This is a genomic window from Amphibacillus marinus, from assembly GCF_900110345.1.
Taxonomy (GTDB): domain Bacteria; phylum Bacillota; class Bacilli; order Bacillales; family Amphibacillaceae; genus Amphibacillus_D; species Amphibacillus_D marinus.
The window spans coordinates 39,588-53,332 of the sequence record NZ_FODJ01000009.1 but is presented as its reverse complement, the minus strand read 5'-3'; the positions used below and the strand labels follow the sequence as shown (position 1 = coordinate 53,332).

Annotated in this window: 16 protein-coding genes; 6 read left to right on the top strand and 10 right to left on the bottom strand. The window is 39.4% G+C overall.

All coding sequences use genetic code 11. From position 1 onward, the window contains the following. Positions 1 to 73: 73 nt before the first annotated feature. On the bottom strand, positions 74 to 2,002 hold the full coding sequence (locus tag BM000_RS12010) for a BglG family transcription antiterminator (RefSeq protein ID WP_091498719.1): 1,929 nt from the start codon (positions 2,000 to 2,002) through the stop codon (positions 74 to 76). A 141-nt stretch (positions 2,003 to 2,143) separates the two neighbouring features. Here BM000_RS12010 and BM000_RS12005 point away from each other — a divergent pair, with 141 nt between their 5' ends. Then, a complete protein-coding gene (locus tag BM000_RS12005; RefSeq protein WP_091498716.1) occupies positions 2,144 to 3,538 on the top strand; it encodes a Na+/H+ antiporter NhaC family protein in 1,395 nt (464 codons plus the stop codon). Between the two features lie 46 nt (positions 3,539 to 3,584). Here BM000_RS12005 and BM000_RS12000 read toward each other — a convergent pair whose 3' ends face one another. The 3 genes from BM000_RS12000 to BM000_RS11990 all read right to left on the bottom strand — a co-directional run bounded on the left by BM000_RS12000 (position 3,585) and on the right by BM000_RS11990 (position 5,472). After that, positions 3,585 to 4,163 carry a thioredoxin family protein gene (locus BM000_RS12000; protein ID WP_091498714.1) on the bottom strand — a complete coding sequence of 193 codons (579 nt, stop codon included), beginning with the start codon at positions 4,161 to 4,163 and terminating at the stop codon, positions 3,585 to 3,587. Positions 4,164 to 4,429: 266 nt separating this feature from the next. Further along, positions 4,430 to 5,116 (bottom strand): LrgB family protein, encoded by a 687-nt coding sequence (locus tag BM000_RS11995; protein WP_091498711.1) that lies wholly within the window; start codon positions 5,114 to 5,116, stop codon positions 4,430 to 4,432. Further along, complete coding sequence (locus BM000_RS11990) at positions 5,113 to 5,472, bottom strand: CidA/LrgA family protein (protein WP_091498708.1); 360 nt, start codon at positions 5,470 to 5,472, stop codon at positions 5,113 to 5,115. Before BM000_RS11990 ends, BM000_RS11995 begins: the two co-directional genes overlap by 4 nt. Positions 5,473 to 5,706: 234 nt before the next feature. Between BM000_RS11990 and BM000_RS11985 the strand changes: the two genes are divergently transcribed. The 3 genes from BM000_RS11985 to BM000_RS11975 all read left to right on the top strand — a co-directional run bounded on the left by BM000_RS11985 (position 5,707) and on the right by BM000_RS11975 (position 7,681). Beyond that, positions 5,707 to 6,081 carry a GNAT family N-acetyltransferase gene (locus tag BM000_RS11985; protein ID WP_091498706.1) on the top strand — a complete coding sequence of 125 codons (375 nt, stop codon included), beginning with the start codon at positions 5,707 to 5,709 and terminating at the stop codon, positions 6,079 to 6,081. 15 nt (positions 6,082 to 6,096) lie between these two features. Next, the gene (locus tag BM000_RS11980) at positions 6,097 to 6,555 is read left to right on the top strand and encodes an SH3 domain-containing protein (RefSeq protein WP_091498703.1); all 459 of its coding nucleotides are present in this window, start codon (positions 6,097 to 6,099) and stop codon (positions 6,553 to 6,555) included. 397 nt (positions 6,556 to 6,952) lie between these two features. Beyond that, the gene (locus BM000_RS11975; protein WP_091498700.1) at positions 6,953 to 7,681 is read left to right on the top strand and encodes a GntR family transcriptional regulator; all 729 of its coding nucleotides are present in this window, start codon (positions 6,953 to 6,955) and stop codon (positions 7,679 to 7,681) included. A 25-nt stretch (positions 7,682 to 7,706) separates the two neighbouring features. Here the strand turns inward: BM000_RS11975 and BM000_RS11970 are convergent, their stop codons facing one another. The 6 genes from BM000_RS11970 to BM000_RS11945 all read right to left on the bottom strand — a co-directional run bounded on the left by BM000_RS11970 (position 7,707) and on the right by BM000_RS11945 (position 12,448). Next, complete coding sequence (locus BM000_RS11970) at positions 7,707 to 8,444, bottom strand: sugar isomerase domain-containing protein (RefSeq protein ID WP_091498697.1); 738 nt, start codon at positions 8,442 to 8,444, stop codon at positions 7,707 to 7,709. A 2-nt stretch (positions 8,445 to 8,446) separates the two neighbouring features. After that, positions 8,447 to 9,709, bottom strand: a complete 1,263-nt coding sequence (locus tag BM000_RS11965) for a PTS ascorbate transporter subunit IIC (RefSeq protein WP_091498695.1) — start codon at positions 9,707 to 9,709, stop codon at positions 8,447 to 8,449. A gap of 35 nt (positions 9,710 to 9,744) precedes the next feature. Next, positions 9,745 to 10,020, bottom strand: a complete 276-nt coding sequence (locus tag BM000_RS11960; protein ID WP_091498692.1) for a PTS sugar transporter subunit IIB — start codon at positions 10,018 to 10,020, stop codon at positions 9,745 to 9,747. A gap of 47 nt (positions 10,021 to 10,067) precedes the next feature. Beyond that, complete coding sequence (locus BM000_RS11955) at positions 10,068 to 10,496, bottom strand: PTS sugar transporter subunit IIA (RefSeq protein ID WP_091498690.1); 429 nt, start codon at positions 10,494 to 10,496, stop codon at positions 10,068 to 10,070. Between the two features lie 186 nt (positions 10,497 to 10,682). Continuing rightward, positions 10,683 to 11,507: an ABC transporter permease gene (locus BM000_RS11950; protein ID WP_091498687.1), complete on the bottom strand. Its 825-nt coding sequence runs from the start codon at positions 11,505 to 11,507 to the stop codon at positions 10,683 to 10,685. Positions 11,508 to 11,518: 11 nt separating this feature from the next. After that, the gene (locus tag BM000_RS11945) at positions 11,519 to 12,448 is read right to left on the bottom strand and encodes an ATP-binding cassette domain-containing protein (protein ID WP_091498684.1); all 930 of its coding nucleotides are present in this window, start codon (positions 12,446 to 12,448) and stop codon (positions 11,519 to 11,521) included. Between the two features lie 198 nt (positions 12,449 to 12,646). On the opposite strand from BM000_RS11945, the gene BM000_RS11940 reads away from it, so the two are divergent. Then, the gene (locus BM000_RS11940) at positions 12,647 to 13,393 is read left to right on the top strand and encodes a MerR family transcriptional regulator (RefSeq protein ID WP_091498682.1); all 747 of its coding nucleotides are present in this window, start codon (positions 12,647 to 12,649) and stop codon (positions 13,391 to 13,393) included. A 53-nt stretch (positions 13,394 to 13,446) separates the two neighbouring features. Next, positions 13,447 to 13,731 carry an MGMT family protein gene (locus BM000_RS11935; protein ID WP_091498679.1) on the top strand — a complete coding sequence of 95 codons (285 nt, stop codon included), beginning with the start codon at positions 13,447 to 13,449 and terminating at the stop codon, positions 13,729 to 13,731. Positions 13,732 to 13,745 lie beyond the last annotated feature (14 nt).

Sequence of the window (13,745 nt, the reverse complement as noted above, 5' to 3'; positions counted from 1 at the left end):
TTTTCCCTTAATAAAAGTATATTCCCATTTTGAATGATAAAAATTAAGGACTTTTTCCGGAAGTTGTGGAAAGTTAGATTTTTTTAATCAACGCTGTCTTGTTCGTTATCTGTACAAGCTGATTGACAACGCTATGCTGCTCAGCTAATACCGTTAAACGTTGGTAAAGCTCACGACGATTAACACGAGAGTCTGGGCGAATAGCCAGCAGAAAGACTAACGAAACACGTTCACCATCCCAGTCTAATGGCTTTCGTAACGTTGCCACCGCAATAGCAGATTGCTCGACTAAGCTAGGGTCGCCGTGTGGAATAGCAATCCCACCTCCAATTGCGGTAGAAGCAGCCCGCTCCCTAAGTAACGCTTGATGAGCATAATCTTTAGCAACAAAACCATCCAAATATAAGCGATTTGCCAACTGTTCAATTAACTTAAAACGATGATCACTATCTACCTGAAGAAAAACATGGGCCTCATCCATAAAGTGATTAAGCTTTGATACCTTGCTTTCTAACTCTAACTGAGTAGGCTTTTTAATAAAGTCACGCAGCTTATCTTCTTCCTCTTTGTTTAACAGAGGTGAGATAAGCAGGTGTGGTGGTTGACTAAGTTCAATTGGAATTGTTGAAATTAATAAGTCTACTTGCTTTTCATTAATAAAACGAGCGAGGTCACGCTTACCTGTAGTCCCAACTATATTTGCAAAAGGAAATTTAGTCTCAAGCTTTGCCCGCAGAATTTCAGAAACGCCAACACCCATATGACAGACAATACCGATTCTGTTCTCCGGCTGCTGTGAACGATTAAGACGCTCGAAGGCAGCTTGATAATGGAGGGTTAAAAAAGCAATTTCATCCTCTGGCATGGCAAAACCAATCGCTTGCTCCATTTCGCTTAGTACTAGCATTAGCATATCAAATAAATAAGGGTACATTTTCTTAATATCCTGCACAAGCGGATTTGAAACATGGAGTTTGAATTTAAGCCGATTTAAAGTTGCATAAAAGTGTGTCTGTAATCCTTCAAGTAAAGCATCATCATCGGTAAAAGGGATATCTGTAATGCCTGAGAGACTTACTGTAAGCTCCTGCGCAAGCTGGTTAATACGTTGTTCCATTTCAACATCTAAAAATTGTTTTTCATCATCATTATTAGCTAGCTTTGCAGCTAATACGTGCATCGTCACATAGATGCTTTCAGATTTCGGAAACGTAACTTGAAAAAAATGCGCAAGCTCCTCCATTAACGGTAAAACGAATAGGAATTCTTCTTTCTCTTCAATATAGCAGATATCCTGTTCCGGTAGTTCTATTGATTGCTTAAGCTTCGTTCTTTTGATAACCAGTAGAATATGGATAACCATTCGTTCAAAGCTTTCATCAGTGAAATGAAAGATATGTTTATCTTGAAATTGCTTTAATAATTTCCTTACAACATCTAATTCATACGCTAAAAAATGATGTAGCAAGTAACCATGTAGCTGCATTTTATCAAGCCTAAGTTGATCAAGGTGAGTCAATGCTTGTCTAATTTCACGCTCAGAACCACTGATATACAGGCCGGTCTTTTGTTTAGTTATTAACAATAAACTGAAATTACTCAGCCAGTTCGCTATCTCCTTAAGTGCCTCTTTCAAAACAGATCGAGATAGATAAAATTGTTCGCATAATTCCTGTATCGAGGTTGGCTTCTGTGCCATTAGTAGTTGATACGCAATCAAAAGCCGCTCATCTTCCGAACATTCATGCACCCCAAAAGATTCATTCAGCGTGGCAATTAGCTTCTTTTTGTTTAATGAATTAATATGTAATCTAACCCCTTGACTAGCCTTTCGTTCGATTTGTGCCTCAAATACGTCTAATAAGTATGGCTGTAATTGCTTAAAGTCATTTCGAATGGTCTTTTCAGAACAATTAAATCGATCAGCAATTCTTTGTATTTGAATAAAATTACTGGGGGTATTAATAAGAAACATAAGTACTTGTTTTTGGCGTTCATTCATTTATTCAATCACTCCCCACACATTCACCTAAATAAGCAATAACATAAATTCAAATGCTTTGTCAAAAAAGACAGCTTTACGTATAAATAGAAATTAACCAACACACACTAACCTGACTGAAATTGAGGAGGGTGAAGATGAATGGCGAACAACTGGACCGCTATTATACCGTTTTTACTGGTCATTCCAATAGCCATCTATACAAAACAGGTTCTTCCAGGATTAATTGTTGGCTTATTAGTGGGTTCATTTCTCGTGGCACCACACCCCATAGCAGGGTTGCAAGCAATGATTACTTATTTAGTACAAGCTTTGATTGATGAGAATAATATTAAGATTATTCTTTTTTTATATGTCTTCTCAGGGATGATTGGTATGATCAAATTTACTGGTGGCATAAATGGCTTCGTCAATAAAGCGTCTGAACGTATTTCAACAAAACGAGATGCTCTTTTGCTTACTTACATCTCGACAATTGGAACCTTTAGTGCGCCGACCTTCCGCTTTGTAACTATTGCTCCGATCATGAAGGCGCTTTTGAAAAAGGTCAACATGTCAAGTAAGGAACTTGCATTTGTCATTGAAACGACTGCAACACCTGTTATTGTATTAATCCCTGTTGCTACTGCGTTTGTAGGTTATATGGTTTCCGTTATTCAAGTGGCTACAGAGTCAAGCGGCATAACGGCTGACCCTTATCGGTTATTTATCCAGAGCATACCATTTAATTTCTTTGCAATTGTGATTGTAATTTTAGGTGTGTATTTGAGTTTTTTTCACAAGAAAAAGGCGAATAATCATGATCGTAACCAAGAGAAAGGGACCATACAAGCGTGCTCACAAGCAACTGGTCCGATGCCAAGCCGACCACTAAATTTGTTTATTCCGATCATCTTAGTGATAAGCTCGACCATCTTTCTTACTTGGTGGGATGGACACTCACAAGGCTATTCATTCCTTGAGGCATTTATCAATGCTGATGTTCTGGAAGCTATGGTAGTTGGCTTAATGCTTACTTTCTTAATTACAACAGGCTTATACTTATTTCAGCGCTTTAATCTTGGTGATCTTATTAGTCATTTTGTTGAAGGTGGCAATGCGTTAATGAACGTCATTGTCCTCTTATCAATTGTGTGGGGACTTTCCTCGGTAACAAGTGATCTTGGTTTTTCTGAATTTGTAACTTCCTATACGAATTGGATCCCGGAATCTTTTGTAGCACCACTACTCTTCATTTTTGGGGCGCTCATTGCTTACTTTATTGGTTCCGCCTGGGGGACTTGGGGGATTCTAATGCCGTTAGGTATCTCGCTTGCAGCAAGTGCCAATGCACCGTTACCTATTATTATTGGTACTGTCTTTGCCAGTGGTTCATTCGGTGCCTTTGCTTCACCATTAAGCGATGACACGAACACCTTAGCAAATATTCTGGGCTTAACCATTATGGATTATGCTACTTATAAGTTGAGGCCAGCTCTAATTGCCGCTACCATCACAACAGTCCTTTATTTTATCGTTGGTCAATTTTTTTATTAAAAAATTAAAGGAACAGCCTTACAAAAGAAGGCCGTTCCTTAATAAATTAACCTAAATCGCAAGCATCGGCTGGCATCCAGTGGGCATCCTTGCCTGTCCATTTAACATTACAGCCAATTGGATTGGTTACAGGTACAGCAATAGGTTCGCCAGCTAAATAAGCATTCAAAGCAATCTCAAGGTCATTTTGGGTCATTCTTTCCGGCTCACGTGGTGAATCGATCCCTCGCCCGGTATAAATCAATTTACGTGTTTCATTAAACACATAGAAGTGCGGGGTTCTGAGAGCACCGTATGCTAACGCAACCTCTTGCGATTGGTCATGTAAGTACAGCCAAGGGAAATCATTTTCATTCATTCTAATAACCATGTCCTCAAACGAATCCGTTGGGTTGGTTAGCGCACTATTGGCATTGATGCCAATAAATCGTACTCCCTTGTCTTGAAATTTTTCAGCTGTTTGACGGGTAATCTGATCTGAACCTGTTACAAATGGACAATGGTTACAGGTGAAAAAAATAACGATTAGCTGATCAGTAAAATCTGCTAACTGATAGGTGTTACCATCTGTTGCAGGTAAGTGAAAATCTGGTGCTTGCTCTCCTATTTGTAAAGTAAACGACATACGCTCAGCTCCTTTTTGTTCATTGTAAACTGTTTTCGTTACCATGTCGATGAAAAGGGTTGCTAGACACAAAGACCTGCTACCTGAATAAAGTAAGTCTCCAATCAGTGAAGCCCTTTGTAATTGTTAGAGCCACAGACAAGTATGACCAAAGTGTGGCTAAAGAACGAGCTCTATACGAATCTCACTGTTAACCACCACCTGACGTACGCCGCTTCCACTTATAGTAGTGAGTGCATAGTCACTTAATCTGCAATAAATTCTGCTTATAACAGAAAGATAATTAAAGGCAGCACAGTCAATCCTAAAATAATGGTAATTACCCCTGCAAAAATCATTGCCAGGGTTGAGAACGTTACCGCCTCTTCCCCATATTCCAGTGCCCGATTGGTGCCGACAGCGTGAGCTGCCATCCCTAAAGCCAGCCCCTTTGCCATTGCAGATTGAATGTTTAGCAAATTAAAAACCAATGGACCAACTAGTGAACCTAATATACCAGTAATGATAACAAAAACAATGGTTAGAGCAGGAACACCACCAATTTCAGTTGAGACCTCAATCGCCAACGGTGTGGTGATTGAGCGTGGTAATAAACTAATCAGCAAATGCTCATCTACATTAAATAATAATGCCAATCCAAATGATGATAGAATAGCAACAATTGACCCAACCAAAACACCACAGATGATTTGGACAAAGTATTGTCTTAAAAAGGCAATATGCTTATACATTGGTATCGCAAAAGCAATGGTAGCCGGCGCTAACATGTGCGTTAATACTACTGACCCTGCTGTATAGGTATTAACAGAGATAGGAAGCAGTTGGATAACAATAATGATTAAAGCAGGCGTAAAGATTAAGGGATGAAACAAGAGGATTGGAAAGCGTCGTGCCAGCATACGTGAGAATCGATACAAACCAAAAGTTAATAGTGTAATGAAAATAATTGTCATGATTGGTTCACCTCCCATTTCTCGATTAATAAAGCCGTTACACCCAGCACAATAATTGTACTAATAGCAATGATTAGGACAATAAAGAAGCCTTGTACACCTGCTAACTCATTATAGTTGACAATCCCAACAGCGGATGGGATAAAGAACAACAATAGTTCTGCCATTAACCACCTGCCGCCCTCCTCGACCCATTCAATCTTGACAAGCTTAACAAGTAAAGCAAAAAATAAAAGTAATAAGCCAACAATTGTCGTTGGCAACGGTATTGGCAGAAACGCTTTTACACCGATAGCAGCAAAGAAAAATATATGGATAATGGCAACTTGCACAAGAATTCTAATAACTTTATTCATTTAAAATCTACCTTTCACTATTACATATATTTCCATTAGCAATTTAGCTAAATTAACTGAAAAGACAGCAAATTTGACGAGCTCCCTACTATCTTCCCCTAAATCATGATACACTTTAATGAAGAAAATGACTAGAGGTGAATAAACCTGGCTAATTTTTCACTCGAGTATATTCCAATTAACCGAAGAACCACATATATCCCACTGCTACTGCTAGCCGATGAGGACGAAGCAATGGTTGCTTCTTATATTAATAAGGGCGATTTATTTGTCATTACAAAAGCAGACGAGGAAGTTGGTGCAATACTATTTGTCAAGCACAACCATCATACAATTGAATTAAAGAATATAATTATTAACCAAACTAATCGTGGCCGGGGTTACGGAAAGGCTGTCATTAATGAATTGACGCCTTTTTATCAGCAGCAGGGCTATAGATGCATGGCCGTAGGGACAGCTAATTCAAGCATTGATAATATCGCTTTTTACCAAAAAGCAGGTTTTCGCTTAACAACTATTAAACGTGATTTTTTCCAACAGTATGCACAGCCCATTTACGAGCATGGCATCCGAGCAAGAGATTTATTATGGTTTGAGAAACTTTTGTAAAGCAGGTGTTAACTATTGCGCGCACAGAAATTTGCCGTACTTATTTTTTCTATTATAGCAATTACTATTTTAATCATGCTTGTTTTGTTAAATGAGCGACGCTTTGCCTCTTTTCTGCTTGTTCACCAGCAACCAATAGCCGCACCATACCAGTTGCTTACAAAAATGGATGCGAGACTAGAATCAATTAGCGCAAATGACGAGACAACTGACCCAATTAATAATCAAGAGCTTGTTGATAACTATCAGCCAGAGTCCTATACTACCATGTATGTCGATGCTGATTCACTTAATATAAGGTCTGGACCAGATACAACATATAGCGCTGTAGGCATTGTCTTTCGCAACCAAGTCGTGGAGGCTGAAGTAACTGGCACATTTGACGGCTGGCTCTATATTAGAACTGAAGAATTTGAAGGCTTTGTTAGTGATAGCTTTTTGGCTACTGATGCAGTCGATAATAATGGTGAATAGCAACTAAATAGTCAATTACCAACTCAACTTTCGCATCAACGTAGTAAAATTCAGCTAAGCAATGGGTGAGACTCGTGTGGTAATAGAATGAGCTGAAGATTCACTTTTGTGGCGTGTCTATCTTCACACAGCGGGGGATGCTAGGCTAAACCCGTCACCTCCTATCACAACGTCTAACCTGTAGACCCAAAGCCAGCCTTGCGGAGAGCAAATCCATTGCTTTTAGGAACAACATAGCGCGCCAAACTGATAAGAAAGTCAACAGCGGTAGCGCATACCGCCTCTCCCAAACACCTTCAAGGGTTTAGGACTATTTTCAGTGTGCGGAAGTTGAGTTACCAAGATATACAAGGCATTGATTTTTTGGTAAACTAGCTATAGGTAAGGAGGGCTAAACTTGATTAATAAAAACTCACCCATCCCCATTTATTATCAAATTGAAGAATATATAAAAAAGAAAATAATCGCTGAAGAATTAATGCCTGGAGATGCTTTATCATCCGAGCGAGAATTTGCTGAGCAATTTAATATAAGTCGCATGACTGTGCGCCAAGCGATTAATAATATGGTTAATGATGGGCTTCTATTCCGCCAAAAAGGGCGTGGGACTTTTGTTGCCGAACAGAAAATTGAACAAGATCTATCCAGCTTAACAAGCTTTAGCGAGGACATGCGTAAGCGTAATCAGACCCCTTCAAATCAATTAATTAGTATTCAATTAATTAATCATCAGCCCGCAATTAGTGAGAAATTAAGAGTTGGTAGTAATGAACCAATTTATGAAATAAAAAGATTACGATTAGCAGATGATGAGCCCATTGCCTTGGAAACAACCTATACACCTGAGAAAATAGTTGGTCATATTGACGAAAAACAAGCAGAACAATCGTTCTACACCTATATTGAGGAACAGCTACAATTAGATATTTCCTATGGTTTGCAAACTATTGAGGCGTCTATTGCCAACAAGGATGAAATGAAATATCTGAAGGTTAAAAAGGACGACCCTATCTTACTCATGCAACGTACCTCTTATTTGAATGACCCTCACCAAACGCCAATTGAATATGTCAAGAGTGCCTACCGGGCAGATAAATATAAATTTAATATGAAAATGAAAAGATGAAGAGCCACATGCTCCTCATCTTTTTTTAAAAGCGATAATGAATGGAATCCTTATACTGCTCAAACAGCATTTTATTTCTAGCATCGCCACCGTCTAAATTAGCACTATACAAAATTGGTGGCGGTGTATCCCCTAATTCCACCAGCTTCCGGACAACCTCTGCCACAATTGTATTAACAATCGTGGCACCAATGACTGTTGATGTTGGGGCGACCTTTTGATCTAGGCCAGGTAGTTCAACTGTTGCATCGCCGATATCACCATGGTTATCAATGACAATATCACAATAACGATAGAGATTATCACCGCTTGGGTGTCTTGATGAAACCGTTTTTGAATAGCTCAAATTGGTGATACCAATTGTTTTTACACCCTTTTGCTGGGCTATCATCGCCATTTCAATGGTAACAGGGTTACGTCCAGAAACTGAGTGAAGGATCAAGACATCCCCTTCTTTGAAAGGTGTCTTAGCAGCTAACTGCTCACCATAGCCAACCATACGCTCCATCTTACTCGTATGCGTGACAGGCTCGGTATCAAGCATAATTTCCCTTCCGAATATTGGGTTAATATTAATTAATCCACCAGCTCTAAAGTATAGTTCCTGGGTTAAAATGCCGGCATGACTTGCCCCAAAAGCAAAGATCGCACACTTCTTATTAATCGCTTCTGTTATTAATTCTGCGGCTTGATTAATTTGTTCATGTTGCTCTTGCTCTACTGTATGGAGAATTGTACGAATCTTATCAAAGTATTGAAACATGGTTATCCAGCAACTCCTGAAAATAGATTAGCTAACCAGCTTGCAATTGGACCAAACAAAGAAAAGTCGTTACCGCCAAAGACAAGCATCCAATTTTGAATCGTCGAACTGTAGACAATAACCGATATCCCCATTAAGCCAACCATAACAATAGAAGCAACTGCTGTCCCAATGATTGCGCCACGCTGACCACCTTGGCCTTCACCAATAACTGCTGCACCACCACATTCAAAAAATGAAGTGATAACCAATGGTATTAGGATGACGCCAAAAATATTAAAGGTGTTAGCAATGACAATCATAATGGTTGACGTAATCATTGCAGCAATAAATCCAATAATAACAGCGTTAGGCTTATAGTTAAAGATAATTGGCACATCTAACGCAGGAACTGCACCAGGAATTAACTTCTCAGAAATACCTTGGAAGGCTGGAATGATTTGATTAATCAGCATCCGAACACCATAAAGCATAATTAACAAGCCCGCACCAAAGGTTAAGCCTTGATTAATGCCAAGGAAAAAGGCATTTTCCCCCTCTGCTGCAATAGAGGGCTCAATAAACCAAACAACAACATACATTAAAAAGACAACAATGCCACCCGTAATAGAAATTTCTCTAAAAAACGATAGATTCTTCGGTACATTTAAATCTTCAGTTGAATTTGCTTTATTTCCAAACCGTTTTGCAACAAAGCCCGACACTAAGCTTAACACGCCAGTTGGGTGGCCAATCAGGAAGGATTCATCCTCAGTAACTGCCCAGACATATTTACGCATTAACCACGGCATAAATGACCAATATAATGCTGAAAGAACAGCACCAAATACAATTAACGTTACGCCACTTAGACCACCTTCAACACCTGCGGCCACAAAAATAAATGGGAACCACCAAAGCATGTGACCCGTTAAGAAAATGGTTTTTACTTTCGTAAAGCGTGCGATTAATAAATGAAGAATTAAGCCTAGAAACATCGCCAGCCCTACGTCACCACCATATGATGCCGTGAATGTTGCATCATTTAACGTTTCACCAACTGCAATATCTCCTGCCACTACTTCTTGAAAAGCAGCATTAATCGGTGCGATTGTACCAACAATGAGCCCAACCCCTGCATCTAGAATGATCATACCAAAGGCTGCCGTTAAGGCGCCTTTAATAATTTCGGCAATATTTTTCCTTTGTACAATTAAACCCAGCATTGCAATTAAGCCTAATAGTATCGGCGGGTTCCGCAATATATTGTCTGTAACAAAGCCCATTTAAAAACCTCCTCTTATTGTAAACTTATTCTGTCTTACCTTTGCTCAAGAAAGGCATCGACAGCTTGTCCCACTTCCGCTTTATCCATGTACCGTTTAATGGAAAAAACCGGACATTTAACGCTAGACTTTAGCTCTTCGCCTAATTCAAATGAAGTAAAGACCGCATCTGCATCTGTTCCCTTTGCTGAGCTGACGTCAGTATTTTCAACCTCACACTCAACGCCGCGCTCCTTACAAGCTTTTTCAATCGACATTTTTAAAACCATTGATGACCCAACACCAAAGCCACAAACTGCTAATAATTTCATCATAACCCTCCTTTCCCGTTATTATGTGAAAGAGATTTTCTCTCTATTCAACCTGTTAAAAGCTGATGAATATCATCAATGCTCCCATTGATGAATTGTTGATAATTGTCTTCGTCAGCTAACACTTGCGAGATCTCTCGCAACGCACCAATATGACTGTCTGCATCCTCTGCTGCTAACACTAACAATACTGTCACTGGATTTCCCTTCAAGTCTACCGGCTCTGTTAATTTTAGTAATGCCATACCAAGCCTATTAACACCATTCCCCGCTTCAGCATGTGGTAAAGCAAAATAATCCATTAAAACAATGTATGGACCATTCTGCTCCACACTTTTAATCATATTCTTAACATAGGTTTCCTCGATAAAGCCGAATTTCAATAATGGTTCACTAGCTAACTCAATCGCTTTCTCCCAGCTAGCAACTGACTTAATCTCTTGAATGTGGGATTTAGGTAATAATTCTGCTAACAATTTGGGCACCTCCTTAATGTAAACGCTTCTACATATCCATTATAACGACAACATATATAGTTGTCTATACCAGTTGACACAAAAATTAATTTGTCACTGTTCCTATTTAATTATACCCGATTTAACTTGTTACAGTACAAAATTGTTAGATTTTTTGACAAAAAAAAGCTAGGAAAGAATCCTAGCTCATTTTCTTCGACGGTACAGAAAAAGTGTAAGTGGTGCGAAAATAATAATGATAATGACCGAAGATAAAAACACCAAACCGATATTCGCTAGCTCAACATTCCCATGCATCAGACCTCTAACTGCATCAACAAGAATAGAAACCGGATTGTACTTAACCACATTTTCTAGGAACGTTGGCATTGTAGTTGGGTCAACGAAAGCACTACTTAAAAAGGTTAACGGAAAAATTACCATCATGCTCAACATCATTAACGATTGTTCCGAACGCATTAACAAAGCCAACGTATTCCACACCCAAGATAGACTAAAGCAGAACACTAGAATTAAGGCAATTGCGCTAATAACACCTACTACCCCACCCTGTGGTCGGAAACCTAATAAAAGCGAAAAACTAACCATCACTGTCGATGCAATTAGATAGCGAAAGGAGTCCACTAGTAATGATCCGAGTAATGATGATGGAAGCCAAATTGGTAAGGTGCGCAGGCGATCAAAAAAGCCCTTTTGAATATCTTTGTTTAAATCCATTCCCGTATACATGGTAATTTGTGTGACTGTTTGGACAAGTATCCCTGGTAAAATAAATTGTAAATATTCACGAGACGAACCTGCAATGGCACCGCCAAACAAATAAGTAAACATTAATAGAAACAGGATTGGTAGTGCTGCAACGTCAAGTAATTGCTCAGGGTGTCGTTTTATTTTTAATAGCGCTCGCCATGAGAAAGTTGTAATTGCATAAAGCGGATTTGGTGGTTCTGGACGTTCCTGTTTGGTTAAGACTGCTCGTAACTGATTCGTATTGATTTTCGATTGTTTCATTGTCTCTCCCCCTATCTTTCTTCTGTTAATGCTAAAAAGACTTCATCAAGACTTGGCTGACCAAGGGAGAATTCAGGTACTTTAATCCCAGCTTGCCCTAATTCTACGAGTAACTGTGTTGCTATCTGTGGTTGCTTAAGCTTGATCCTGAGCTCTCCTTCCTTCGCATCTGTGATCTTTTCAATGTCTTGATTACCTGCTAATAACGAACGTGCATGCATGAGGTCAGCTTGATTCGCTAGCTGTAAAGTTAGCACGCCTGAACCAAGCGACGATTTTAATTGAGCAGCTGTCCCCTCTGCCACGATACGCCCTTTGTTTATAACAGCAATATGGTCAGCGAGTTGATCCGCCTCTTCTAAATACTGTGTTGTTAATAGTATCGTTGTACCTGCCTCTGCTAAGGCTTGGACGACTTGCCAAACCTGACTCCGACTGCGAGGATCCAGCCCTGTTGTCGGTTCATCTAAGAAAAGTAACTCCGGTGTAACAATCAGACTTGCTGCAATATCTAGTCGTCGACGCATCCCGCCAGAATAAGTCTTGACTTGCCTCTTTGCTGCATCATCAAGGCCAAATGATTCAAGAAGCTCACTGGCTCTCTGCTTTGCTTTTCCAACTGAAAAACCTAATAACCTTGCAATCAAGATTAAGTTCTCTTGACCAGTTAAGGCTTCATCGATAGATGCATATTGACCGGTTAAACTAATACGCTGTCGAACAGCTTTAGACTGCTTGATTAAATCATAGCCAAATAAGCTTGCTTCGCCTTGATCTGGTTTAATAAGTGTTGCTAGCATCCGAATGGTCGTCGTTTTTCCTGCACCATTTGGTCCTAAAAAAGCAAAAATCGATCCTTTTTTGACAGTTAAATCAATGCCATTTACTGCTGTGAAATCCCCATATGTTTTCTTTAATTTTTTTGCTTTTATCGCATACATCGAACGTCACCCCATCAATAAATTTGTAAAGCTAATCTTTTTTCACTTACCCCTCTAATTTACTACATTCATGCAAATGCTAAAGTTTGTACTATTATAATTCTTTATCAATTTAAATTTCACAATAAAACCTACCATGTACTTTAATGTTTAGCTATAATGTTAATCTAAGGATTATTTAAATAGGAGCTGATCCTAATGAAGGGGATTGAGATTGCTCGTGCTTGTCATGTAAGTACAAGTACGCTAAAGCATTATGAGGAATGGGGTTTAGTACCAGAGGTAAAACGAGCAGCTAATGGTTATCGACAATACTCAGTACTTCACTTTGCCTACTTCAAATGTATTGTCAATTTAAATATTGGCTTTGGTATGAAGCTTGTCCGCGAGTTTATGCCATTAGTTCAGGCTGGGGAAATTGTTAAGGGACTCTGGCTCATTAATGAGCAGCACGCTCGATTACAAGAAGATAGAGCTGCAGCTGAGCATATTGTCCAGTTGCTTGATCTAGATGAGGTCGAATGGTTTTCGAAAAGTAGAACGAAGAAGAGCTGTTATAAGATTGGTGAAGTTGCTGGAATAGCACGGGTTGCTACTTCCGCCATTCGACATTGGGAAAAGGAAGAGCTTATTAGCCCATTAAGAGATCAAGAAAGCGGTTATCGTTATTACACTCCTGAAGATATTAAACGCATCTTAATTATTCGCACCGTGTCAAAGGCAGCATGGTCGTTAGCTGTTGTTCGTGAAGTATTAGCAGAGACAGAAAACAATCATTTTAAACGAGCAAAAGAACTGGCACAAAAAACATTGCATTATATTGACGAGAGTTTAGTAGCCAGAGCTAAAGCAATGCCAGCAGTCAATGAACTGCTAAGCTTGGTCACGACTGAAGACTCTCTTTGGCAGATCCCACAACTCGGTAGCTATGGTTATTATCGTTAGGTCCAATGCTGATCTTATAGTATTAATTAACGCATTAGAAGGCGAGGTATAGCATGAACCCATTTACTGAGAAAGTGATTGAGCTTATACAAACGATTCCAAGTGGCACAGTTAGAAGCTACGGTGATATCGCAAAGGAAGCTGGCAATCCACGAGGAGCTAGACAAGTGGCACGAATCCTCCATTCATCAAGCAAAAAATACAATTTACCTTGGCATCGAGTTGTTAATGCACAACACCAAGTATCTCTTCCAGCAGGCGAGGCACGGGATACACAAATTCTCAGATTGCGGCAGGAAGGTGTCAATGTTACTAATGGCGGGAAGATTGTTTATTAACCATCTCCATACAC

Bases quoted from the DNA above. Each gene is read 5' to 3' on its own strand.
- BM000_RS11970 (WP_091498697.1), bottom strand. From the start codon at position 8,444: ATGTTTCAATACTTTGATAAGATTCGTACAATTCTCCATACAGTAGAG.
- BM000_RS11965 (WP_091498695.1), bottom strand. From the start codon at position 9,709: ATGGGCTTTGTTACAGACAATATATTGCGGAACCCGCCGATACTATTA.
- BM000_RS11945 (WP_091498684.1), bottom strand. From the start codon at position 12,448: ATGTATGCGATAAAAGCAAAAAAATTAAAGAAAACATATGGGGATTTC.
- BM000_RS12000 (WP_091498714.1), bottom strand. From the start codon at position 4,163: ATGTCGTTTACTTTACAAATAGGAGAGCAAGCACCAGATTTTCACTTA.
- BM000_RS11935 (WP_091498679.1), top strand. From the start codon at position 13,447: ATGAACCCATTTACTGAGAAAGTGATTGAGCTTATACAAACGATTCCA.
- BM000_RS12010 (WP_091498719.1), bottom strand. From the start codon at position 2,002: ATGAATGAACGCCAAAAACAAGTACTTATGTTTCTTATTAATACCCCC.
- BM000_RS11990 (WP_091498708.1), bottom strand. From the start codon at position 5,472: ATGAATAAAGTTATTAGAATTCTTGTGCAAGTTGCCATTATCCATATA.
- BM000_RS11940 (WP_091498682.1), top strand. From the start codon at position 12,647: ATGAAGGGGATTGAGATTGCTCGTGCTTGTCATGTAAGTACAAGTACG.
- BM000_RS11995 (WP_091498711.1), bottom strand. From the start codon at position 5,116: ATGACAATTATTTTCATTACACTATTAACTTTTGGTTTGTATCGATTC.
- BM000_RS11950 (WP_091498687.1), bottom strand. From the start codon at position 11,507: ATGAAACAATCGAAAATCAATACGAATCAGTTACGAGCAGTCTTAACC.
- BM000_RS11985 (WP_091498706.1), top strand. From the start codon at position 5,707: ATGGTTGCTTCTTATATTAATAAGGGCGATTTATTTGTCATTACAAAA.
- BM000_RS11960 (WP_091498692.1), bottom strand. From the start codon at position 10,020: ATGAAATTATTAGCAGTTTGTGGCTTTGGTGTTGGGTCATCAATGGTT.
- BM000_RS12005 (WP_091498716.1), top strand. From the start codon at position 2,144: ATGGCGAACAACTGGACCGCTATTATACCGTTTTTACTGGTCATTCCA.